Origin of the sequence: Stutzerimonas nosocomialis, from assembly GCF_005876855.1 — a bacterium.
GTDB classification, from domain to species: domain Bacteria; phylum Pseudomonadota; class Gammaproteobacteria; order Pseudomonadales; family Pseudomonadaceae; genus Stutzerimonas; species Stutzerimonas nosocomialis.
The window spans coordinates 23,368-45,925 of sequence record NZ_QLAE01000017.1; the positions used below are offsets into that span (position 1 = coordinate 23,368).

The window sequence follows — 22,558 nt, forward strand, 5'->3', positions numbered from 1 at the left end:
GGCTTTTCGTTCGAAGGAGCTGCGCCATGCCCGCACTGATGCTGCAAACCCCGGTAGCCGACAGCCTCGACCACTGGCACCGGATGGTCGCTGCACGCGACCTCTCGTCCCTGCCGGTCCTGCTCGCCGACGACGCGGTGTTCCGCTCGCCGATGGCGTTCAAACCCTACGAGGGGGCGAGGGCGGTCAACCTGATCCTGAACTCGGTGCTGGGCGTCTTCGAGGACTTCCGCTACCACCGGCAGCTCGCCTGCGCCGACGGGCTGAACGTGGTGCTCGAATTCAGCGCCCGGGTCGGTACGCGAACGCTCAAGGGCATCGACATGATCGCCTTCGACGAGGCCGGGAAGATCCGCGAGTTCGAGGTGATGATCCGTCCGATGAGCGCGCTGCAGGCGCTCGGCGACGAGATGGGCCGACGCCTGGCCAACCCCGGGGCGTGAGGGATTTGACCAGACCATCACAGTTTCCCGGCTCCACCTATCGAAGCCTCGGGAGGCGCCCGGGCCACTGCCAACCCAGTCACACTGCCCCCTCGGGCTTTTCCCCTAGACTTGCGCGACAATGAGATAGCGTGGTTTTCGCAGGTACCATGCCATCTTTGAAAAAGCGCTGGCCCGGCCATGCCCGGGTCACAGAGGACGTCCGAGGATGCAGAACAAACCGCAGATAGCCGAAGCAGTGCTGTTCTTTGGTGAGCATGGCATCTGCAAGGAAATGCTCTATCCCGAATTCGAAGCCTTGCTGGACGGCGTGGTCGACATGCCCGAATTCGCCGATCAGCAGATGCGCGTCGCTTACGTGCTGATCAACCCTCGGCTGCTGATCCGCGGCGTGGTGTTCTTTTATCTCGATTTCAACGAAGACGGGTCCGCCGACAGCGGCTGGAACATCCCGCTGCGCCATCTGGCCGAGCGCGCCGGACGTGGTCCTGACCTGGGCGCCGGTCCGATCCGCCTGGCTTGCCGCAGCCAATGCCCGGTGGCATGGCACCAGATGCACCTGTGGGACCCCAGCCTTGCGCCGGGCAAGAACGACCTGGTGCTGTTGCGCGACCAGATCAAGCGCAACCAGATGGGCCTGCTGGTCGATGACGAAACACCCGCCAGCGTGCCGGCCGAGCGCCTGCAGATGGCCGCCGAGGATCGCTGGGTGGCGGCCGACCCGGCCAAGGACGAAGCGGCCAAGCAGGCGGAGAAGCTCGAGCAGGAGCACCGTCTCAAGACCGCCCAGCTGATCAAGCAGCAGCGTCTGCGGATCGCCAGCCTCAGCCAGCAGCGCGAGGACGAGATCGCCCAGCTCAGGCAGATCAGCGAGTCCCAGCAGAACCAGCTGCGCGAAGAGCTGCGCCAGTTGCAGCAGAAGCTGCGCCAGCAGGAAGACCTCAACGCCAGTCTCAAGAACCAGCTGGCTACCCAGGTCGAGAGCTTCCAGAAAGCACGCGAGGAGATGAGCGAGCAGGTCCGCTCGCTCGAGCGCCACGGGCGTGCCGAGGTCGACGTTGCCCGGGCGCAGTTCGAGCGCGAAGTGGAAGCGCGCGTGGCGGCGGCTGTCGTGGAGTACAAGGAGCAGATCGCCATTCGCGACGTCGAGCTGTCGTACCGCAACGAGCTGGACACCGCGCTGGAGGAGGAAATCGAGCGGCTCAAGCGCGAGCGCGAAGAGCTGGTGCGCCAGGGGAGCGACAACATCCTGGAAAAGCTTTCGCGCCTGGGTGTGGTGTTCGTCGTCTACCACCCCGGCGCCGGCCACCTGACCATCGCTCTGCAGGACATCGCCCGTTACCAGGAAAACCCGATGGCCTACGCCGCGTCCAAGTGCTTCGTCTCCGAGGAGCAGTACCGGCAGTGGCTCAAGCACTACCAGGACCCGTCCTGCGAGGCAAGCCTCTCCAGCGGAGAGCGCTGCGCCATTCCGCTGGACCGGGTGGACACGCCGGCGCGCTTCGTCGTGAACGAGTCCAACTGCTGCTCGCGGCACAAGTCCGAACACCGCTTGCGTACCGGTAGCTGATGCCCGGACCGCTGTCGCTGCCTGGCCGGGCTCCCTTGCACGGGCTCGATCTGGACTGGGTCCGGCGCGCAGGCATCGAGCTCGCCGTGCTGCGGCTCGATCGGGTCGACCCGGAGCTGTCGGGCAACAAGTGGTTCAAGCTGTCTCATCATCTGCAGGCCGCGGCGGCTTCAGGTGCGTCGGGGCTGATCAGCCTCGGCGGCGCTCACTCCAATCATCTGCATGCACTGGCCGCCGCCGGGCGCCGTTTCGGTCTTGCCACGGTCGGCCTGTTGCGCGGGCACGCCGTCGAGACGCCCACCGTGGCTGATCTGCGCCGCTTCGGCATGACGCTGCACTGGCTCGGCTACGACGGCTACCGCCAGCGCCATCGCCCCGACTTCTGGACGCCCTGGCTCGACCGTCATCCCGGTCATCATCCGATTCCCGAGGGAGGCGGTGGGCTTGCCGGTGCGCGGGGTTGCGCTGCGCTGGTCGAGCAGGTGCGTGGCCAGTTGGGCGAAGTGGGTCTCGACGACTACGACGGCTGGTGGCTCGCCGCGGGGACGGGTACCACCCTGGCCGGTCTGGCCATCGCCGAAGCCGGCCAGCGCATGGTCTACGGCGCACTGGCGGGGCCGCCTTCGCACGGCGTTGTCGAGGGCGTCGACGCGCTCCTCGCCCAGACCGGCCAGGTGCGGCGCCCGTACAGGTTGATCGAGGCGAGCCGCGGCGGCTTCGGTCGGTTCGACCAGACCCTGGCACGTTTTCTTTTCGAGACCGAAGCAGCCTCGGGCGTGCCACTGGAGCCGGTCTACACCGCCAAGGCGCTGCTGGCGTTGCGCGAGTTTCTGCAGCACGGCGGCCTCGAGCCCGGCACGCGCCTGGTGTTCGTTCATACCGGCGGTCTGCAGGGGCGCCGCGCGGCCGACGCCGAACTGCGTCGGCTGGCCACCTGAGATGGACTTTGGAATCCCTCGGATGAACAAACCTCTACACCCCGATCAGCTGCGCAGCCTGGTGCCTCTCAATGCCCTGTCGCGCCGCCAGTTGCGTGAGTTGCAGGATCAACTGACGCCACGGCCACTGCTCGCCGGGGAGCTTCTGTTCGGCGTGCAGGACAATGCCGCGACGCTGTTCTTCCTGCTCTCCGGCGAGTTGCTGCTGCAGGCGGGCGACGGGCGGGAGCGGCGTCTGGTGGCCGGTACCGCCGCAAGTTGCTATTGCGTCGGCCCGGGCCCGCGCTGGCGGCGGGCACATGCGTTGTCCGACTGCAGCGTGCTGGCCATCGACAGCGCCCAGCTCGACCGCCTGCTGACCTGGCGCCAGGCCTATCAGGACCTGCTCGTGCAGTTGTCGCTCGAAGGCCATTCGCCCGAGTGGCTCGAGCTGCTGCTGGAAAACCCCTTGTTCGCCAAGGTGCCGCCGGCCAACGTGCGACGCATGCTCGATCGGCTGGAAAGCCTGGCTGTCGTCGCCGGGCAGACGCTGATCCAGCAGGGCGATGTCGGCGATGGCTGTTTCTTCCTCAAGGCCGGGCGCGCCGAAGTCGTCCGGGACGCCGAGAGCGGGCGACAACTGGTCGCCGAACTCGAGGTCGGCGCCTGTTTCGGCGAAGAGGCGCTGCTCGCCGACCGCCCGCGCAATGCGACGGTGACCATGCTCGAGGACGGGGTCGTGCTGCGTCTGGCCCGTGCCGATTTTCACGCGCTGCTGGAGGCGCCGGTGGTTGCCGACGTGTCCCTGGCCCAGGCGGCGCGCCTGCTCGACTCGGGCGCGCAGTGGCTGGATATCCGCTTGCAGGAGGAATACGAACGCGGGCACGCGCTGCAAGCCTTGCACATGCCGCTGGACCTGCTGCGGCTCAAGGCGCGCCTGCTCGATCGCAGCCGTACCTACCTCTGCTACTGCGACAGCGGCAAGCGCAGCGCCAGCGCGGTGTTCCTGCTGACCCAGCTGGGATTCAGCGCCTTCGTTCTGCGCGATGGGGTCCAAGGCCTGCCGGCGGTCCAGCACGATGCGCTGCTGTGCCAGAGCGGCTCCGGCTACCTGGCCCGCTCGGGTGGGCGCATCGAGCGCAGCCGCGACTAGTCGCGGGCGTCGAGGGCGGGCCAGCGGTCCGGTACCACGAACACCCGTTGCGCCTCTTCCCAGACACTACCCGTACCTTGCAGCCGCGCCATCAGCCGTGCGGGCGACTGTTCGTCGAGCGTCGGGCGAGCCTGCGTGTCCGCTGCGCTTGTGTCGGGCTCGCGTTCCTGCCGGGCCGGCGAAAGCCAGACCTGGCGAGGCAACATCAGCCAGTGGCTTTCGCCGGCCTGCTGGTGCAGCGCCGGCCAGTCTCGCTGGCGCACCCAGAGCCCACGCAGGTGCGCCGGATTCGCCCCGGCAGGTGACGAGCAGCCGCCAGCCCACGGCTCGAACAGGTATCCGCCGAGCCAGAGAGCCGGCCGGATGGGGCTGCCGGTGAGTTCGGCGAGCGCCGGCCGGGCCTGCTCGCGGGTGCTCAGACTCAGTTGATGATGCAGCAGGTGGTCCAGCTTGAGGTCCAGGCGATCATGGCCGCCGGGGCCGATCCAGTGACGGGGCGCGTCGTCGCCGCGCGTGCCGTTGCCCAGGTAGAACTTCACCGCCAGCTCGAGGTGATGCACGCCCTCCGGATCGCGTAGCAGCAGGTCCAGCTCGCCGAGGGTATTGCCGCCTACGCGGATCGGCAGGTTGGCGACGATCAGGTCGATGTCCGGCGCGTGGTTAAGGGCGTACTGCCAGAGGCGCTCGTAGTACAGCCCCAGGCGCCGGTTGCTGCGCTGGGCGAGCCATTCCTGCAGCCCTTCGGCGGCGCTGTCCTGATGGAGCAGCCAGTCGGCGAGCAGATCGGGCTGGCTGTACCAGCGGCTGGCCGAGAGCGGGTGACGCAGCGCGGGCGAAGCCTCCAGCAGCGACGGCGACAGAATCGCCCAGGCCAGATCGCGCACCTGGGGGTGCCTGAGGGTTCGCATGAGGTCGGCGTACAGGGCGGCTGTCATCCGCCAAGCATAGTCGACCCTGGTTTGCCGCTGCCGTGGCCTTCGCCCATAATCGCGCAGACCCGCCTCGGCCCTCTCGGGAGTTCTATGGAGCAGTTTCGCAACATCGGCATCATCGGACGCCTGGGCAGTTCCCAGGTACTGGACACCATTCGCAGGCTCAAGCGATTCCTGGTCGAGCGCCACCTTCACGTCATCCTCGAAGAATCCATCGCCGAGGTGCTGCCGGGGCACGGCATGCAGACCTCGTCCCGCCAGCGGCTGGGCGAGTCCTGCGACCTGGTGATCGTGGTCGGCGGCGACGGCAGCCTGCTCGGCGCGGCGCGGGTCATGGCGCGGCATCGGGTGCCGGTCCTCGGCATCAACCGTGGCAGCCTCGGCTTTCTCACCGACATTCGTCCGGACGAGCTCGAAGAGAAGGTCGCCGAGGTGCTGGCCGGGCAGTACACCCTGGAGAACCGCTTTCTGCTCGAAGCCCAGGCGCGGCGCCTCGACGAGGCGATAGGCGAGGGCGACGCGCTCAACGACGTGGTGCTGCATCCGGGCAAGTCGACGCGGATGATCGAGTTCGAACTCTACATCGACGGCCATTTCGTCTGCAGCCAGAAGGCCGACGGGCTGATAATCGCCACGCCGACCGGTTCCACCGCCTATGCGCTGTCGGCGGGCGGGCCGATCATGCATCCCAAGCTCGATGCCATCGTCATCGTGCCGATGTACCCCCACACGCTTTCGAGCCGGCCGATCGTCGTCGACGGCAACGCCGAGCTGAAAATCGTTGTCTCACCCAACATGCAGATCTATCCACAGGTCTCCTGCGACGGCCAGAACCACTTCACCTGCGCGCCAGGCGACACGGTGACCGTCCGCAAGAAGCCGCAGAAGCTGCAGCTGATCCATCCCCTGGACCACAATTATTACGAGGTTTGCCGCACCAAGCTCGGCTGGGGCAGCCGCCTCGGCGGAGGAGACTGATGCGGCTCGACCCCGAGCGCAGTTACGACCTGATCGGCGATGTTCACGGCTGCGCTCGCACACTGGCCCGGTTGCTCGACAGCCTGGGCTACAGCCAGCACGGAGGCGTCTGGCGGCATCCGCGGCGGCAGGTGATCTTCCTCGGCGACATCATCGACCGTGGCCCGCGTATACGCGAGGCGCTGCACCTGGTGCGCGACATGGTCGACGCCGGGCAGGCCTGGTGCATCATGGGCAACCACGAATTCAACGCGCTGGGCTGGTACATGCCGGCGCCGCCGGAGAGTGGCAGACAGTTCGTGCGCGAGCACAGCCCGCGCTACGCCCGGCTGCTGCAGGAGACCTTCAGCCAGTTCGAAGCCTACCCGCAGGAATGGCAAGCCTTCCGCGAGTGGTTCTACCAGCTGCCGCTCTACCTCGACGGCGAGCGTTTCCGGGTGGTACATGCCTGCTGGGACAAGGCGGTGATCGCCCGGTTGCGCGAACGTCTGGATCAGGGGCGCCTGGACCCGGACTTCCTGCGCGAGGCGGCGTTCGACGGCAGCTTCGCCTGCAGGGCGCTCGATCGCCTGTTGCGCGGCACCGACATGCCCCTGCCCAACGGCATCGAGCTGACCTCGGACGAAGGGTTCGCGCGCGCCTCGTTCCGTACCAAGTTCTGGGAAGAGAATCCGCGCACCTACGGCGACATCGTGTTCCAGCCCGATGCGCTGCCCGAGCAGGCGGCGCGCCTGCCGCTGACCGACAGCCAGAAAAGCCGGTTGTTTCTCTACGGGCCCGAAGAGCCGCTGCTGTTCGTCGGCCATTACTGGCGCAGCGGGCATCCGAGGCCGATCCGCGCCAATCTCGCCTGCCTGGATTACAGCGCGGTGAAGTACGGCAAGCTTGCCGCGTATCGGCTGGACCAGGAGACGCGCCTGGATCCTGCGAAATTCGTCTGGGTCGAGGTCGAGCGGCCCGAGCATTGAGGTGATCGAGTGGAAGTATTGCGGGTACCGGCGTCCCAGGATCTGAGCGGCTTCGTCGCCATGCTGCAGCGGATGCAGCTGCCGTTCCGGGTTTCGGAGGAGGCCGGCGAACAGGTGTTGCGCGCGCCCGCGGAGGTCGCCGAGCACCTGCGCAAGCTGTATGCGGAGTTTCCCGACGGCAACGCACCGCTCGACGCCATGCCCGCGCCGGCGGCGCCCCGCGTCGCGATGTTCGCGACGCCGCTGCGCAGCGTGCCGCTCACGGTGGCGATGCTGCTGGTCACGCTGGTCGTCGCGCTGATCACCCACGTCGGCGAGAACTTCGAGACAATCCGCTGGTTCAGCTTCACCGATTTCCGCATCCAGGGCGGCTACGCCTATTTCGCCAGCCTCGAGCAGTCGCTCGACGCCGGCCAATGGTGGCGCCTGGTCACCCCCATGTTCATCCATTTCGGCTGGCTGCACCTGGCGATGAACAGCCTCTGGTACTGGGAACTGGGGCGTCGCATCGAGACGCGCCAGGGCCTGGTGGCGTTGCTGGGGCTGACGCTGCTCTATTCGCTGGTGTCCAATTTCGCCCAGTACGCCTATGGCGGAACGGGCATCTTCGGTGGGTTGTCCGGCGTGCTTTACGGACTCTTGGGGCATTGCTGGCTGTACCAGAAGCTCGCGCCTGGCGAGGCCTATCGTCTGCCGCCGGGCGTGATCGTGCTGATGCTCGCCTGGCTGGTGATCTGCCTGACCGGCGTGATCGAGGTGGTGAGCTTCGGCGCCCTGGCGATCGCCAATGCCGCCCATGTGGGCGGCCTGGTCGCCGGCTGCCTGACCGGCGTGCTCGGCGGTCTGCTGGCCCGCTCGCGCCGGCGCTAGATAGGCGCACTGTTGCGGCGCGATAGCGAGGGCGTCGGGACTCGCCTCCCACAAGACCGGCCGGCCCGGTAGAATGGTCGTTCGTTCTACTGGGAGCCGGCCATGTCGTCGTTCAACGAAGCCATCGAAAACATCACCCCCGAAATCTACGAGAACCTCAAGCTGGCCGTGGAGCTCGGCAAATGGGGCGATGGTCGCAAGCTGACCACCGAGCAGAAGGAGCTCTGCCTGCAGGCGATGATCGCCTGGGAAATGCAGAACCTGCCCGAAGAGCAGCGCACCGGCTACATGGGCGCCCAGCAGTGCAGCTCCAAGTCCGAGCCGATTCCCAATCTGCTGTTCACCTCCGGCTCGGAAACCCGTCACTGATGCTCGAGCTCGGACGTGGTGCGCTCAACAAGATGTCCGTCCAGCTGGGCGCACCGGTCGACTACGCGTTCCGCCTGGACGACCAGACGGTGCCGGTCAATCCGCTGATCGGCAAGACGGTCCGCCTGCAGTACCTGGGCGCCATCCACTGCAGTCATTGCGGCCGCAAGACCAACAAGAGCTTCAGTCAGGGCTATTGCTACCCCTGCTTCAAGAAACTGCCGCAGTGCGACATCTGCATCGTCAGCCCGGAACGCTGCCACCATGAGCTGGGCACCTGCCGCGATGCCGACTGGGGGCAGGCGTTCTGCATGACCGATCATGTCGTCTACCTGGCCAACTCGTCGGGCGTGAAGGTCGGCATCACCCGGGCCACCCAGCTGCCGACCCGCTGGCTGGACCAGGGCGCCAGCCAGGCATTGCCGATCCTGCGTGTCGCGACGCGTCAGCAGTCGGGGCTGGTGGAAGATCTGCTGCGCAGCCAGGTGGCCGATCGCACCAACTGGCGCGCCCTGCTCAAGGGAGACGCCGAGCCGATCGACCTGCTGGAGATCCGCGAGATGCTGTTCGACCGCTGCGCCGAGGGGCTCACCGCCCTGCAGCAGCGCTTCGGCCTGCAGGCGGTGCAGCCGCTGGCGGACGCCGAAGTGGTGGAGATGCGCTACCCGGTGGAGCGCTACCCGACCAAGATCGTCAGCTTCGATCTGGACAAGACGCCAGTGGTCGAGGGCACGCTGATGGGAATCAAGGGTCAGTATCTGATCTTCGACACGGGCGTGATCAACGTTCGCAAGTACACGGCCTACCAGTTGGCCGTGCACGCCTGAGGCCCGATGCGCCGGCTCGCCGAGCCGGCCGCGTCGCCTAGACTGAATCAAACCCAACGCGCTGCCCCGATCCGGCGCAGCGCCTGAAGAAGGGCCAAATCCTATGCGCACCGACCAACCGAAAGTCATCCACCTCAAGGACTATCAGGCTCCTGACTACCTGATCGACGAGACCCACCTGACCTTCGAACTGCACGAGGACCACACGCTGGTCCATGCGCAGCTGGTGATGCGCCGCAACCCGGACCGGTCCTCGGGCGACCTCCCGCCGCTGGTGCTTGACGGCCAGCAGCTGGAACTCCTGAGCGTGGCGCTGGACGACACCGCGCTGCAGGTCGGCGACTACCAGCTCGATGCCGATCACCTGACGCTGCAGCCGAAGGCCGAGCGCTTCGTCATCGACAGCACGGTGCGCATCCATCCGGAAACCAACACGGCGCTCGAGGGGCTCTACAAGTCCGGCAAGATGTTCTGCACCCAGTGCGAGGCCGAGGGGTTCCGCAAGATCACCTATTACCTCGACCGCCCGGACGTGATGAGCAGGTTCACCACCACGGTCAGCGCCGACAAGCAGGCCTATCCGATCCTGCTCTCCAACGGCAACCCGCTCGCCAGCGGCGAGGAAGAAGACGGCCGTCACTGGGCGACCTGGGAAGACCCGTTCAAGAAGCCGGCCTACCTGTTCGCGCTGGTCGCCGGCGACCTCTGGTGCGTGGAGGACAGCTTCACCACCCTGAGCGGGCGCGAGGTGGCGCTGCGCATCTACGTCGAGCCGGAAAACATCGACAAGTGCCAGCACGCCATGGACAGCCTCAAGCGCTCCATGCGCTGGGACGAGGAGGTCTACGGCCGCGAGTACGATCTGGACATCTTCATGATCGTCGCGGTGAACGACTTCAACATGGGCGCGATGGAGAACAAGGGCCTCAACATCTTCAACTCCAGCGCCGTGCTGGCGAAGGCCGAAACCGCCACCGACGCCGCGCACCAGCGGGTCGAGGCGATCGTCGCGCACGAATACTTCCACAACTGGTCGGGCAACCGGGTGACCTGCCGCGACTGGTTCCAGCTGTCGCTCAAGGAAGGCTTCACGGTACTGCGCGATTCGCAGTTTTCCGCCGACATGAACTCGCCGACGGTCAAGCGCATCGAGGACGTCGCCTACCTGCGCACCCACCAGTTCGCCGAGGACGCCGGCCCCATGGCGCATTCGGTGCGCCCGGAATCCTTCATCGAGATTTCCAACTTCTACACCCTGACCGTCTACGAGAAGGGTGCCGAAGTGGTGCGCATGATCCAGACGCTGATCGGGGCGGAAAACTTCCGCAAGGGCACCGACCTGTATTTCGAGCGCCACGATGGCCAGGCCGTGACCGTCGACGATTTCGTCAAGGCGATGGAAGAGGCTTCCGGCGTCGACCTGACCCAGTTCAAGCGCTGGTACAGCCAGGCCGGCACGCCCCGCTTGCAGGTCAGCGAAGCGTTCGACGAGGGGGCTGGCCGCTACAGCCTGACGTTCCGCCAGAGCTGCCCGCCGACGCCCGGCCAGAGCGAGAAGCTGCCTTTCGTGATTCCCGTGGCGCTGGGGCTGCTGGGTGCCGACGGGGCAGACCTGCCGCTGCGCCTGGAAGGCGAGGCGCAAGGCGCCGCGGGTACCCGGGTGCTGGCCATCACCGAGGCCGAGCAGACCTTCACCTTCGTCGACCTGCCGAAAAAGCCGCTGCCTTCGCTGCTGCGCGGGTTCTCCGCGCCGGTCAAGCTGGACTTCCCCTACAGCCGTGACCAGCTGATGTTTCTCATGCAGCACGATGCCGATGGCTTCAACCGCTGGGAGGCCGGGCAGCAGCTGTCGGTGCAGGTGCTGAGCGAGCTGATCGGCCAGCAGCAGCGCGGCGAGACGCTGGCGATGGACGACCGACTGATCCAGGCGCTGCGCACGCTGCTCGAAGACGACTCGCTGGACCAGGCGATGGTCGCCGAGATGCTCTCGCTGCCCAGCGAGGCCTACCTCACCGAGATCAGCGAGGTGGCTGACGTCGATGCCATCCACCAGGCCCGCGAGCATGCGCGCCGGGCCATCGCCCAGGCGCTGTTCGAGCCGCTCTGGCAGCGTTACCAGACCAATCGCGAGATTTCCCGCCGTACGCCCTACGTCGCCCAGGCCGAGCATTTCGCCCGTCGCGCGTTGCAGAACATCGCGCTGTCCTACCTCATGTTCAGCGAGCGCGACGCCGTCGTGCAGGCGTGCCTGGAGCAGTTCGAGCATTGCGACAACATGACCGAGCGCCTGAACGCGCTGGCGGTGCTGGTCAATTCGCCGTTCGAGGCCGAGCGGGCCAAGGCCCTGGAAGCCTTCGCCGAGCACTTCAAGGACGATCCGCTGGTCATGGACCAGTGGTTCAGCGTGCAGGCCGGCAGCCCGCTTCCCGGTGGCCTGGAGCGGGTGCAGGCGCTGATGGGGCATCCGGCGTTCACCCTGAAGAACCCGAACAAGGTACGTGCCCTGATCGGCGCCTTCGCGAACCAGAACCTGGTGAACTTCCACCGTGCCGACGGCGCCGGTTATCGCTTCCTGGCCGAGCAGATCATCACGCTCAACGCGCTCAATCCGCAGATCGCATCGCGGTTGCTGGCGCCGCTGACGCGCTGGCGCAAGTACGACGGTGGGCGACAGGCGCTGATGAAGGGCGAGCTGGAACGCATCCTGGCGTCCGGCGAACTGTCCAGCGACGTCTACGAAGTGGTCAGCAAGAGCCTGGCCTGAATGCGCGGGCCGGCCGCACCAGTGGCCGGCCCGACACCCCGTCCCAGAGCCTTCGCGCGCTGTCGAAATGCAGGGACATAACCCTCGCTGATCGTCCGCCAATCACAGGGGCGCGCTTTAACAAAACATAACGTCCGCTCGATTGCAGCCCCTTTCCAAAGCTGGCTAGGATGGCCGAGCCTTCCGAAACGGCAGGCCCTACCTATAAGAATAAAGGGGGTTTTGTATGAGTGAGCCCGTTCTGTGGCGCACCCAGTCCGGCCGCGCGGTGGATGCTTCCCACCCGCTGGCGCTCCGCTTCCGCACTCCGCTGTCACGCCTGTTCACGTTCTGTGCCGTGCTCTCGCTTCTGCTGGCCCCGGCGGTGTCCGTCCAGGCGCAGAACGCTTCCGATCCCGAGATCCGCTATTCGATCGAGTCCGCCCGCGCGGCAAGCAGCCTGCTGCTGGACATCACCCGTGCCGGCCAAAGGCTGGTGGCGGCCGGCGATCGTGGTCACATCCTCTATTCCGACGATGACGGCAAGCGTTGGCAGCAGGCCAGGGTGCCCACCCGGCAGATGCTGACCGCCCTGTATTTCGTCGATGACAGGAAGGGCTGGGCGGTCGGCCACGACGCGCTGATCCTTGCTACCGAAGACGGCGGCCAGACCTGGACGCGGCAGTACGAGGAGCGCGAGCGCGAGTCGCCACTGCTGGACGTCTGGTTCGAGAACGAGCAGCACGGGCTGGCGGTCGGCGCCTATGGCGCGCTGCTGGAAACCCTCGATGGCGGCGTGAGCTGGGAAGACGTCAGCGATCGCATGGACAACGAGGATACCTACCACCTCAACGCGATCACCCATATCGAGGGTTCCGGCCTGTTCGTGGTCGGCGAGATGGGAAGCATGTTCCGCTCGCCGGACATGGGCGAGACCTGGGAGACGGTCGAGTCTCCCTATCAGGGCTCCTTCTTCGGCGTGATCAGCGGCTCCGAGCCCGGCGTCGTGGTGGCGTTCGGCCTGCGTGGCCACCTGTTTCATTCGACTGACTTCGGCGACAGCTGGGAGCAGGTTTCCCTCGCCGATGGCGGGCACCCGCTGGAGGCCGGGCTGGCCGATGGCAGCCTGCTTCCGGATGGGCGGATGGTCGTCGTCGGGCACGCCGGTGCGGTGCTCAGCAGCAGCGATCAGGGGCGGACCTTCAGCCTCTATAGCCGTCCCGACCGGCGTTCCCTGGCCGGCGTGACCGCGACGGCCGACGGCAATCTGATCCTGGTGGGGCAGGGCGGTGTGCGCACCGTCTCGCCAACGGGCGCCGATTTGGCCCAACAACAATAAGAGCCGGGAGTAGTCGTCGCATGAACAAGCATCAACAGAAACCGGCCTCGTTCCTCGAGCGCCTGATCTTCAACAACCGGCCGGCGGTGATCCTGATCTGCCTGCTGGTCAGCGTGTTCCTGTTCTACCAGGCCGCGCAGGTCCGCCCGGAAACCAGCTTCGAGAAGATGATTCCGCTGGGCCATCCCTATATCCAGAACATGCTCAAGCACCAGAACGACCTGGCCAACATGGGCAACACGGTGCGCATTTCCGTGGAGGCGGTGGAGGGGGACATCTTCACCAAGGAGTACATGGAGACGCTGCGCCAGATCCATGACGAGATCTTCTACATCCATGGCGTCGACCGCTCCAACATGAAGTCGCTGTGGAGTCCCAGCGTGCGCTGGACGGAGGTGACCGAGGAGGGCTTCGCCGGTGGCGAGGTGATTCCGCAGACCTACAACGGTTCGCCCGAGAGCCTCGACGACCTGCGCGACAACATCCTCAAGTCCGGTCAGATCGGTCGCCTGGTGGCCAACAACTTCAAGTCCACCATCATCGACGTGCCGCTTCTGGAGTCCTATCCCGATCCGGAAGACCAGGGCCGCCAGATCCGCCTGGATTACCAGAAGTTCTCCCACGAGCTCGAGGAGAAGATTCGCCAGAAGTACCAAGAGCAGAACCCGAATGTGAAGGTTCACATCATCGGCTTCGCCAAGAAGGTCGGCGACCTGATCGACGGCCTGGTCAACGTCGCGCTGTTCTTCATCGTCGCGATCGCCGTCACCTTCTTCCTCCTGCTGTGGTTCACCCGTTGCCTGCGCAGCACCATCGCCGTGCTGGTCACCACGCTGATCGCCGTGGTCTGGCAGCTCGGCCTGCTGCATACGATCGGCTTCGGGCTCGACCCCTATTCGATGCTGGTGCCCTTCCTGGTCTTCGCCATCGGTATTTCCCATGGGGTACAGAAGATCAACGGCATCGCCATGGCCTCCGGCGAGCAGAGCAACCCGCTCACCGCGGCGCGCATGGCCTTCCGCCAGCTGTTCATTCCGGGGATGGTGGCGCTGCTGTCCGACGCGGTCGGCTTCGTCACCCTGCTGCTGATCGACATCGGGGTCATCCGCGAGCTGGCCATCGCCGCGTCGCTGGGCGTGGCGGTGATCATCCTCACCAACCTGATCCTGCTGCCGGTTGCGATTTCCTACCTGGGCATCAGCAAGCGGGCCATCCGCCAGAGCCGGGAAGACGCCGAGCGCGACCATCCGTTCTGGCGCGCGCTGTCCCGGTTCGCCAGTCCGACCGTGGCGCCGATCTCGGTGGTCATCGCCGTGCTCGCGCTGGCCGGCGGGCTCTGGTACGGGCAGAACCTGAAGATCGGCGACCTCGACCAGGGCGCTCCGGAGCTGCATCCGGACTCGCGCTACAACCTGGACAACGACTTCGTCATCCGCAACTACTCGACCAGCTCCGATGTGCTGGTGGTCATGGTGCGTACCGCGCCGGAAGGCTGCTCGAGCTACGACACGCTGTCGGCGATGGACGAGCTGATGTGGAAGATGCAGAACACCGCGGGCGTGCAGTCGACGGTGTCGATGGTCACGGTCGCGCGGCAGGGCATCAAGGGCATGAACGAGGGTAGCCTCAAGTGGGAGACGCTGTCGCGCAACACCCATGTGCTCAACAGTTCGATCGCACGCGCCGAGGGGATGTACAACACCGACTGCTCGCTGGCGCCGGTGATGGTGTTCCTCAACGACCACAAGGCCGAAACCCTGCAGCACGTGGTCGACGCGGCGCGCGAATTCGCCGAGGAGAACAACCGCGAAGGGCTGGAGTTCGTCCTGGCGGCCGGGAACGCGGGTATCGAGGCGGCCACCAACGAGGTCATCGCCGCGTCGGAGACCACCATGCTGCTGGCGGTGTACGCGGCCGTGAGCATCATGTGCCTGCTGACCTTCCGTTCGCTGGCGGCGACGCTCTGCATCGTGCTGCCGCTGGTGCTGACCTCGGTGCTGGGCAACGCGCTGATGGCCTTCATGGGCATCGGCGTCAAGGTGGCGACGCTGCCGGTCATCGCGCTGGGCGTGGGTATCGGTATCGACTACGGCATCTACATCTACACCCGCCTGGAGAGTTTCCTGCGCCAGGGGCTGTCGCTGCAGGAGGCCTACTACGAGACGCTCAAGTCCACCGGCAAGGCGGTGCTGTTCACCGGCGTCTGCCTGGCCATCGGCGTGGTGACCTGGGTGTTCTCGGCCATCAAGTTCCAGGCGGACATGGGGCTGATGCTGACCTTCATGTTCCTCTGGAACATGATCGGCGCGATCTGGCTGCTGCCGGCGCTGGCGCGCTTCCTGATCAAGCCGCGCAAGCTGGCCGCCGAGGCCCGGACATCCGTGGCGGGTTGATCACGTAGACGAGGGAACGACCGCGGCCTGAGGGCCGCGGTTTTTTTTGCCCGTTCGCGGGCCGGCGAGGGCCGGGCTGGCACCGGCACTCGAGGCAGGCCGCGGTCAGCGAGCGGTGTGCTCAGCGAGGATAAAGCGGTGGCAGCGCCTGCGGCTCCTGTTCGCCGGCGTTGCCCCCGAGCGGTGGCAGGGCCTGGATCGCCTGCCACAGGGCGCTGCCCTGCCAGTGCTGGCCGGTCTCGCTGTAGAGTGCGCCGTTGAGCCCGTCCAGCGCATCGGAGAGCGGTACGAAGCGGGCGGCCATGTCGGCCAGGGTTTCCGGTTGCTGGCGTGCCCAGGCGTCGAGGGCCTGGCGCGTGGCCTGCGAGTCGTTCGCCAGACAGGCGCGCCGCAGGTCGTCGAGCAGGCTGCGTGGGCTGGGGCCGGCCGGCGCGCTGCGTTGCACCGCGGGCTGCCGGCGGGCGCGCCACCAGAGGCCGAAGCCGATCAGGCTGGTGCAGGCGAGCAGGGCGGTGCTCAGTTGCCAGGGCCAGAGCGCGGGCTGTTCCTCCAGCGGTAGCGCCTCGACCTGTTGTATCGGCGGTTGGCGCAACTCGGGATTGTCGGCGACCTGGATCTGCCGGCTCGGCAGTTCGATGCGTTCGAGGCGATCCTCCAGGGTGTTCCACCAGACCAGCTCGTAGCCTGGCACCTCGATCGCGCCGGGCTGGCTCGGCACCAGCGCCTCGCGCTGCTCGCGGCTGCCGGTCAGGCCGGTCGCCGTGACTTCGTTGGCCAGCTTGGGCTGGTCCGGGTAGCGCCGAATGCCTGCGGGAACCGGCGGGGTGATGACCGGAAGCTGATTGCCGGAGAGCCCTTCGGCGCGGATCAGCAGGCTGCGGGTCAGCGAGTCGCCCATTCGGGCGTTCTCCGGCTCCGGGGTCCAGGCTTCGACCAGGCTCAGGCTCCGGGCCGGCAGCCAGGGCGCGTCGGCGGGGTATTCGGCGGGCTTGGGGCGTACCGTCAGCGGAATCGACGGCGACTTGACCTGGGTGGCCCGCCCGGGACGGGCGCCGAACAGCGAGTGGCCATCGCTTGCCGCGGCCACGGTGGTGGCGCTGAACAGCTGCGAGGGCACGGTCAGCTCGCCGCTCTTCTGCGGAAACAGGGCGTAGCGCACCTCGATCACGCCATGGCGCACGCCGTTGATGTTCTTCTCGTAGGTACGCGGATCGCCGAGCCGCTCGACCAGCGCGTCGTCCATCTGCAGTGGCGACAGGGTGCTGTCGTCATACAGTGAAACCGAATGGTAGATGCGCAGGGTCAGCGTCACCTGGGCCTGCACATAGACGCTGTCCTGATCCAGGCTGGCGTCGATGAACACCGGGGCGAGCTGGGCCACTTCGTCGCGCGGCGCGCTTTCCAGCACCCGCAGGGTGACCGGCTCGCTGCGGGCATCGCCCAGGCTCAGCGGCGGCACGACGACATAGCCGGTCTGCCGCGGCTGCAGGGTCACCAGCCAGCGGGTGACGGCACGGGTCTCGCCGCGCACGGTGGCCAACTGGTTGACCTGGCGCGTCGCCACGACCTCGAACAGCTCGTTGAGCGGCTCCAGGTCCGGCTTGCCGAACAGGGTGCGATCCTGCACCTCGAGGGCCAGTTCGACGGTCTCGCCCAGGGTCAGCTGGTTGCGGTCGACGCTGGCGATCAGCGAAGCCGCGCCGGCCTGCCAGCTCAGCAGGGTCATGAGAAAAAGGACCATCAGGCGGGTCATGGACGGGTTCCCTGGCGCATGCGTTGTTCGTAAAGGAATTTGCGGCGCAGCAGCTCGCCCGGGTCGTCGGGAATCTGCCGCAGCCATTGTTCGGTGGCCTGGCGGACCTCGCCGTCGCCCGGCAGGCGATCGGCGTTCGCAGCGCCCGATGCAGCCTGGTCGGGGTCCTCGGCCCGGGCCCGCTGTTCGGGAGTGGCGGGCGATGCATCGGCGGGATCGTCCGGCTGGCCGGCTTCGGGGGGCGGAGCCGTGCTGTCCTGGCTGTTGCCGCTCTGTGCCGGGGCATTCTGCGCCGGACTCTTGTCGGACTCGCTGTCCGGGTCGTCGGACTGGCCGGGTTGCTGCTCCTGGGCCGCCTGCTGCTCCTTGCGCTGGCGCAGCAGCTCTTCGACCAGCGCCTTGTTCCGTTGCGCCTGGGCCAGGTCCGGCTGGCGCTCCAGGGCCTGGTCGTAGGCTTCGATGGCCGCTTCGAGCGCGTCGCTGCGGGCCAGTGCGTTGCCTCGGTTGTAATGATCGGCAGCGCTGTCGCCTAGGGCGAAACCTTCGATCGCCGCCGCGTAGTCTCCGGCCAGGTAGTGGGCCAGGGCCCGCCAGCGCGGGTCGGCGAAGCGCTCGGCGGCTTCGGCCGGACGCTGCTGTTCGAGCAGGTGCTGACCCTGCTGGTCCGGGCGCAGCCAGAGATCGTTCCATTCGAAGGCCTGGGCCGGCGCTGGGTTGAACAGGAGCAGCGGCAGGCAGAACAGCCAGCCGCGCCGTCCGCCCAGGGCGGCGAGCAGCAACAGCGGCAACAGCAGCCAGTAGCCCTGGTCCGACCAGGCGCTCAGGCGGGTGGTTTCGGTCTGCCGCTCCAGGCTTCCGCTCGCCTCGAGCAGCCCGAGGGCGGCAAGATCGGCATCGTCGATGCGGGCCTGCTGGTAGCCGCCGCCGAGGCTGGAGGCGAACTGGCGCAAGCCGTGGCTGTCCAGTCTCGGCACCAGGATCGAGCCCTGGGCATCCTTGAGGAAACTGCCGTCGGCCTGGGCGATCGGCGCGCCTTCTTCGGTGCCGACGCCGAGAATCGCGAGGCGGGCGCCCTTGCCGCCGAGGAGGGCGGTGATGGCCGTGCGTTCATCGGCGTCGAGTCGGCTGCCGATCAGCAGCAGCCGCCCCTGTGGCTGGCCGCCTTGCTCCAGCAGCTCGAGGCCACGCGCCACGGCAGCGTCGGCGCGGTGGCCCGGTTCGGGCATCAGCGAAGGTTGCAGCGCACCGAGGAGGTTGCGGGTCGTCGCAAGGTCATCCGACAGCGGTACCAGCGTGTGGGCGCTGCCGGCGAACACCACCACTGCCGTCTGCGCCCCCCGGCGCGCTTCGAGCAGGTCGAGCAGCTTGCGCTTGGCCTGCTCCAGCCGGTTGGGGGGCACGTCGGCGGCGAGCATCTCGGGGCTGACTTCGAGCAGCACCACCAGCGGATCGGCGCGCTTGAGCGTCGGCTGTTCGAGCAGCTGCCAGCTCGGCCCGAGCAGGGCGAGCACGGCGAGCAGCCAGGCGGCGCCCAGCAGTACCCATGGCAGGCGGCTGTCATGCAGGCGGCCCTGGGTCAGCAGCGGGGCGTGGAAGCGTTCGGGGAGCAAACGTTGCCAGCGTCCTGTCCGGCGCTGGCGCTGGCACAGCCGCCAGAGCAGCCAGCCCAGGAGCGGCAGGATCAGCAGCCAGCCGGGGCGCAGCAGGTGGGGAAGCAGGTCGCTCATCGTGACCCCCGGCGTGCGAACGCGGCCTGCAGCGGCGCCTGCCAGAGCCGAGCGATCACCAGCAGCAGGCTGATGAGCAGCGCGGCGGCCAGCGGCCAGTAATACAGCTCGTCGGTCAGCCGGGCCTGGGTCGGCTGTTGCGCCGCCGGATCGATCCGATCGAGGGTCCGGCCGATGTCCCGCAGCTCTTCGCTGGAGCGGGCACGGAAATATTCGCCGCCGGTGCGCTCGGCGATCAGGCGCAGCGTCGGCTCGTCGAGGTCCAGGCCCGTGCTGAAGCCGAAGCGGCCCAGCGCGCCGTCGTTCTGCGGATCGGCGCCGATGCCGATGGTGTGGATCTTGACGTGCTCATCGGCGGCCAGGCGCGCCGCCACCAGTGGTTCGATCTCGCCGCCGTTGTTGGCTCCGTCGGTGATCAGGATGAGCACCCGGCTGTCGGCCGGCCTTTCGCGCAGGCGCTTCACGGCAAGCCCGATGGCGTCGCCGATGGCGGTGGTGTTGCCCGCGATCCCGACCATGGACTCCTCGAGCCAGGTCCGCACGGTGCGCCGGTCGAAGGTCAGCGGGGCCTGCAGGTACGCCTTGCTGCCGAACAGGATCAGGCCGACCCGATCGCCGCGACGCCCTTCGATGAATTCGCCGAACAGCTGCTTGACCAGCTCCAGGCGGGTGATGTCTTCGTTCTGCCAGCGCATGTCGGGGTAGTCCATCGAGCCCGACACGTCCACGGCGAGCAACAGGTCGCGGCCGGTGGTGGCCTGGGGCAGCGGCTCACCGAGCCACTGGGGCCGCGCAGCGGCGAACAGCAGCAACAGCCACAGGGTGAGGTAGGGCAGCTGCTGTATCAGCGGGGGCAGGGCGATGCGGGCACGCTGGCCGGAGAGCTGCTCGAGTTCGTCGATGAAACTCACCCGGAGCGCGGCCTCGCCGCTGTCGGCGCGCGGCAACAGGCGGCGCATCAGCCAGGGCAGGGGCGCCAGCAGGAAGATCCACGGCCAGGCGAGTTCAAACATGTTTGCGAATCCAGATTTCGACAGCCTGGTTCAAGCCGTCGATCGCCTTGTTTTCCATGCGGCATTCGGCGCGGTAGGGACCATCGACCAGCACCATCCAGCGTGTCAGCCCGGCGGCCGGGCAACGGTTGTCGAGGAAGGCGAGCCAGGCGCGGCCGCTCATGGTGTGTGGGTGCGCCTGGGGATACTGGGCGCGACAGAGCCGCTTGAGCAGGGCGTTGAGCTGTTGCAGCCACTGGCTGGCGGGGGCGCCATCGTAGGGGCGGCTCAGGCGGGCAAGTTCCTCCAGCGCCGCCACGCGCTGCGGTGCCAGTGCCGGCGCGGGCTCCGCGCGTGGCTGCCTGCGCCGCGAAAAGAGCCGGTGGCGGTAGCGCCACAGCAGGCCGATGCCGAGCAGAAGCAGCAGTGCCAGCAGCCACCAGCCGGGCGCGGGCGGCCACCAGGGCACGGGAGCCGGCTGGATCGGCGGCGCCAGCTGTTCGAGGGGGTTCATCGGTTGTTGACCCTGTCCCGGACGCTGAGGTGCTCGCGCAACTGATCGACCAGTTCGGCGGACGTGCTGAGCGGCAAAAGCGGTACGCAGAGCCGTTTCGCCAGCCGTTGCCAGCGCGCCGTGCGAGCTTCGCCGAGGCGTCGATAGCGCTGGCGCAGTTCGGCATCGCCGCTGTCGAGCCCGAGCCGGGCGCCCCGGCTGGCGAACCTCAGCAGGCCGGCGGCGGGCAGGGCATGGTCCAGCGGGTCGGACAGCGGCAGCAGGAGCAGGTCGATGTGGCGTGCCAGCAGGCTGAGCTGTCGTTCGGCGGCGTCGTTCAGCGATCGCTCGTCGCACAGGACCACCACCAGGCTGCCCGGTCGCAGCACTTCCCGGGCGCGACGAAGCGCCATGCCGAAGGCTTCGGGGTTGGGCTCGATGTCGCAATCGAGGCGCTGATTGGCGCGCGCCAGGCGATCGAGCAGCTGCAGCAGGCTCTGCTTGCGCCGTCGTGGCCTGATCTCGTGATGCTCGTTGCAGCCGAATACCAGCCCGCCGACGCGATCGTTGTGGCTCAGGGCCGCCCAGGCGATAAGCCCGGCGGCCCTGGCCGCGAGTACCGACTTGAAGGCGAGCCCGGTGCCGAAGAACAGCGCGTGGCTCTGCTCGACGAGGATATAGATGGGCCGTTCGCGCTCCTCGTGGAAGAGCTTGGTATGGGGCTCCTGGGTGCGTGCGGTGACGCGCCAGTCGATGGTGCGGACGTCATCGCCGGGCTGATAGACCCGTACCTGGTCGAAATCCACCCCGCGACCGCGCAGCTTGGAGTGGTGCAGGCCCACCAGCGGGCTGCGCCGGTGCGGCAGCGAGAACAGCGGAACCTCGCGAACGCGGTGGCGGATGTCGATGAGCTCGGCCAGGGTCACGTGAATGCCGTCGGCCGTGCTCGCTTCCCCGGCATCCGGCATGCCGTTGGCGGCCTGGTGCATCAGGCCACCGCCACCACGTCGAGAATGCGCTGGATGACCCGGTCCTGGTCGATCCCCGCCGCCTCGGCTTCGAAGGAGAGGATCAGGCGATGGCGCAGGACATCGAAGGCCACGGCCTGAATGTCTTCGGGGCTGACGAAATCGCGTCCGGCCAGCCACGCATGGGCACGTGCGCAGCGGTCCAGCGAGATGGAGCCGCGCGGGCTCGAGCCGTAGGCGATCCACTCCGCCAGCTCCGCGTCGAACTTGGCCGGCGTGCGCGTGGCCATCACCAGCTGCACCAGGTATTCCTCCACCGCATCGGCCATGTAGAGGCCGAGGATTTCCTTGCGTGCGGCGAAGATAGACTGCTGGCTGACACGGTGCTCCGGCGCGGTTTCGCCATTGATGGCCTCGCCGCGTGCCTGCTGGAGGATGCGGCGCTCGACCGAGGCGTCGGGGAAGCCGAGCTTGACGTGCAGCAGGAACCGGTCGAGCTGGGCTTCGGGCAACGGGTAGGTGCCTTCCTGCTCGATCGGGTTCTGCGTCGCCATCACCAGGAACAGCGGAGAGAGGTCGTAGGTGCTGCGCCCCACGCTGACCTGGCGCTCGGCCATGGCTTCGAGCAGGGCCGACTGCACCTTGGCGGGCGCGCGGTTGATCTCGTCGGCCAGCACCAGGTTGTGGAAGATCGGACCCTGCTGGAACACGAAGCTGCCGGTTTCGGGACGGTAGATCTCGGTGCCGGTGATGTCCGCCGGAAGCAGGTCGGGGGTGAACTGGATGCGGTGGAATTCCGCTTCGAGGCCCTCGGCGAGCTCCTTGATGGCGCGGGTCTTGGCAAGGCCGGGGGCGCCTTCGACGAGCATGTGGCCGTCGGCGAGCAGGGCGATGAGCAGACGTTCGATCAGCCGGTCCTGGCCAAGAATCTGCGTGGAGAGAAACTGTCGCAGCGAGACGATCGCTTCACGGTGGTCCATCGTTTCGTCACTTCCAAAGGGGCTACGGGCAATCGGCGGTGCGCTGACGCGGCGGGGTGGTCGACGCTGCGGTCGGGCGCCCGGTCGTGCGGTTCCAGGCAACGTAAAAAGGCGTGAAAAAGAGTGTCACTTTACTGCATCTG

At 67.3% G+C, this 22,558-nt stretch carries 19 protein-coding genes; 12 read left to right on the plus strand and 7 right to left on the minus strand.

Features of this window, described 5'->3' with window-relative positions:
• Positions 1 to 26: 26 nt before the first annotated feature.
• The 4 genes from DN824_RS12165 to DN824_RS12180 all read left to right on the plus strand — a co-directional run bounded on the left by DN824_RS12165 (position 27) and on the right by DN824_RS12180 (position 4,083).
• Entirely contained in the window at positions 27 to 443 is a 417-nt protein-coding gene (locus DN824_RS12165) for a nuclear transport factor 2 family protein (protein WP_138408671.1), read from the plus strand.
• Between the two features lie 208 nt (positions 444 to 651).
• Complete coding sequence (locus DN824_RS12170; protein ID WP_138408672.1) at positions 652 to 2,013, plus strand: chromosome partitioning protein ParA; 1,362 nt, start codon at positions 652 to 654, stop codon at positions 2,011 to 2,013.
• Positions 2,013 to 2,951 carry a 1-aminocyclopropane-1-carboxylate deaminase/D-cysteine desulfhydrase gene (locus DN824_RS12175; protein ID WP_138408673.1) on the plus strand — a complete coding sequence of 313 codons (939 nt, stop codon included), beginning with the start codon at positions 2,013 to 2,015 and terminating at the stop codon, positions 2,949 to 2,951. Before DN824_RS12170 ends, DN824_RS12175 begins: the two co-directional genes overlap by 1 nt.
• Before the next feature lie 22 nt (positions 2,952 to 2,973).
• Positions 2,974 to 4,083 (plus strand): cyclic nucleotide-binding domain-containing protein, encoded by a 1,110-nt coding sequence (locus DN824_RS12180; RefSeq protein WP_138408674.1) that lies wholly within the window; start codon positions 2,974 to 2,976, stop codon positions 4,081 to 4,083.
• Here DN824_RS12180 and DN824_RS12185 read toward each other — a convergent pair.
• On the minus strand, positions 4,080 to 5,018 hold the full coding sequence (locus tag DN824_RS12185; protein ID WP_138408675.1) for a DUF1853 family protein: 939 nt from the start codon (positions 5,016 to 5,018) through the stop codon (positions 4,080 to 4,082). The genes DN824_RS12180 and DN824_RS12185 overlap by 4 nt on opposite strands.
• Positions 5,019 to 5,105: 87 nt before the next feature.
• On the opposite strand from DN824_RS12185, the gene DN824_RS12190 reads away from it, so the two are divergent.
• From DN824_RS12190 to DN824_RS12225, 8 genes are all read left to right on the plus strand, one after another.
• Positions 5,106 to 5,993 carry an NAD(+) kinase gene (locus tag DN824_RS12190; protein WP_138408676.1) on the plus strand — a complete coding sequence of 296 codons (888 nt, stop codon included), beginning with the start codon at positions 5,106 to 5,108 and terminating at the stop codon, positions 5,991 to 5,993.
• A complete protein-coding gene (locus DN824_RS12195; RefSeq protein ID WP_138408677.1) occupies positions 5,993 to 6,961 on the plus strand; it encodes a metallophosphoesterase in 969 nt (322 codons plus the stop codon). Before DN824_RS12190 ends, DN824_RS12195 begins: the two co-directional genes overlap by 1 nt.
• Positions 6,962 to 7,021: 60 nt before the next feature.
• On the plus strand, positions 7,022 to 7,831 hold the full coding sequence (locus DN824_RS12200) for a rhomboid family intramembrane serine protease (protein WP_241663873.1): 810 nt from the start codon (positions 7,022 to 7,024) through the stop codon (positions 7,829 to 7,831).
• 102 nt (positions 7,832 to 7,933) lie between these two features.
• Positions 7,934 to 8,200 (plus strand): YeaC family protein, encoded by a 267-nt coding sequence (locus DN824_RS12205; RefSeq protein WP_138408678.1) that lies wholly within the window; start codon positions 7,934 to 7,936, stop codon positions 8,198 to 8,200.
• Positions 8,200 to 9,027, plus strand: coding sequence for a DUF2797 domain-containing protein (locus tag DN824_RS12210; RefSeq protein ID WP_138408679.1), 828 nt, complete (start codon positions 8,200 to 8,202; stop codon positions 9,025 to 9,027). Before DN824_RS12205 ends, DN824_RS12210 begins: the two co-directional genes overlap by 1 nt.
• A 103-nt stretch (positions 9,028 to 9,130) precedes the next feature.
• Positions 9,131 to 11,791: an aminopeptidase N gene (gene pepN, locus DN824_RS12215; RefSeq protein ID WP_138408680.1), complete on the plus strand. Its 2,661-nt coding sequence runs from the start codon at positions 9,131 to 9,133 to the stop codon at positions 11,789 to 11,791.
• A gap of 226 nt (positions 11,792 to 12,017) precedes the next feature.
• Complete coding sequence (locus DN824_RS12220; protein WP_138408681.1) at positions 12,018 to 13,109, plus strand: YCF48-related protein; 1,092 nt, start codon at positions 12,018 to 12,020, stop codon at positions 13,107 to 13,109.
• Between the two features lie 20 nt (positions 13,110 to 13,129).
• Complete coding sequence (locus DN824_RS12225) at positions 13,130 to 15,502, plus strand: efflux RND transporter permease subunit (protein WP_138408682.1); 2,373 nt, start codon at positions 13,130 to 13,132, stop codon at positions 15,500 to 15,502.
• A gap of 121 nt (positions 15,503 to 15,623) precedes the next feature.
• Here DN824_RS12225 and DN824_RS12230 read toward each other — a convergent pair whose 3' ends face one another.
• Genes DN824_RS12230 through DN824_RS12255 form a run of 6 tightly spaced genes read right to left on the minus strand, consistent with a single transcriptional unit; the run spans position 15,624 to position 22,415 of the window.
• Positions 15,624 to 17,255 (minus strand): BatD family protein, encoded by a 1,632-nt coding sequence (locus tag DN824_RS12230; RefSeq protein ID WP_138408683.1) that lies wholly within the window; start codon positions 17,253 to 17,255, stop codon positions 15,624 to 15,626.
• Complete coding sequence (locus DN824_RS12235) at positions 17,252 to 18,982, minus strand: VWA domain-containing protein (protein WP_138408684.1); 1,731 nt, start codon at positions 18,980 to 18,982, stop codon at positions 17,252 to 17,254. Before DN824_RS12235 ends, DN824_RS12230 begins: the two co-directional genes overlap by 4 nt.
• Positions 18,979 to 19,995: a vWA domain-containing protein gene (locus DN824_RS12240; RefSeq protein WP_138408685.1), complete on the minus strand. Its 1,017-nt coding sequence runs from the start codon at positions 19,993 to 19,995 to the stop codon at positions 18,979 to 18,981. The genes DN824_RS12235 and DN824_RS12240 overlap by 4 nt, the downstream gene beginning before the upstream one ends.
• Complete coding sequence (locus DN824_RS12245) at positions 19,988 to 20,488, minus strand: DUF4381 domain-containing protein (RefSeq protein WP_138408686.1); 501 nt, start codon at positions 20,486 to 20,488, stop codon at positions 19,988 to 19,990. The genes DN824_RS12240 and DN824_RS12245 overlap by 8 nt, the downstream gene beginning before the upstream one ends.
• The gene (locus DN824_RS12250; protein ID WP_138408687.1) at positions 20,485 to 21,456 is read right to left on the minus strand and encodes a DUF58 domain-containing protein; all 972 of its coding nucleotides are present in this window, start codon (positions 21,454 to 21,456) and stop codon (positions 20,485 to 20,487) included. Before DN824_RS12250 ends, DN824_RS12245 begins: the two co-directional genes overlap by 4 nt.
• A complete protein-coding gene (locus tag DN824_RS12255; RefSeq protein ID WP_138408688.1) occupies positions 21,456 to 22,415 on the minus strand; it encodes an AAA family ATPase in 960 nt (319 codons plus the stop codon). The genes DN824_RS12250 and DN824_RS12255 overlap by 1 nt, the downstream gene beginning before the upstream one ends.
• Between the last annotated feature and the right edge of the window lie 143 nt (positions 22,416 to 22,558).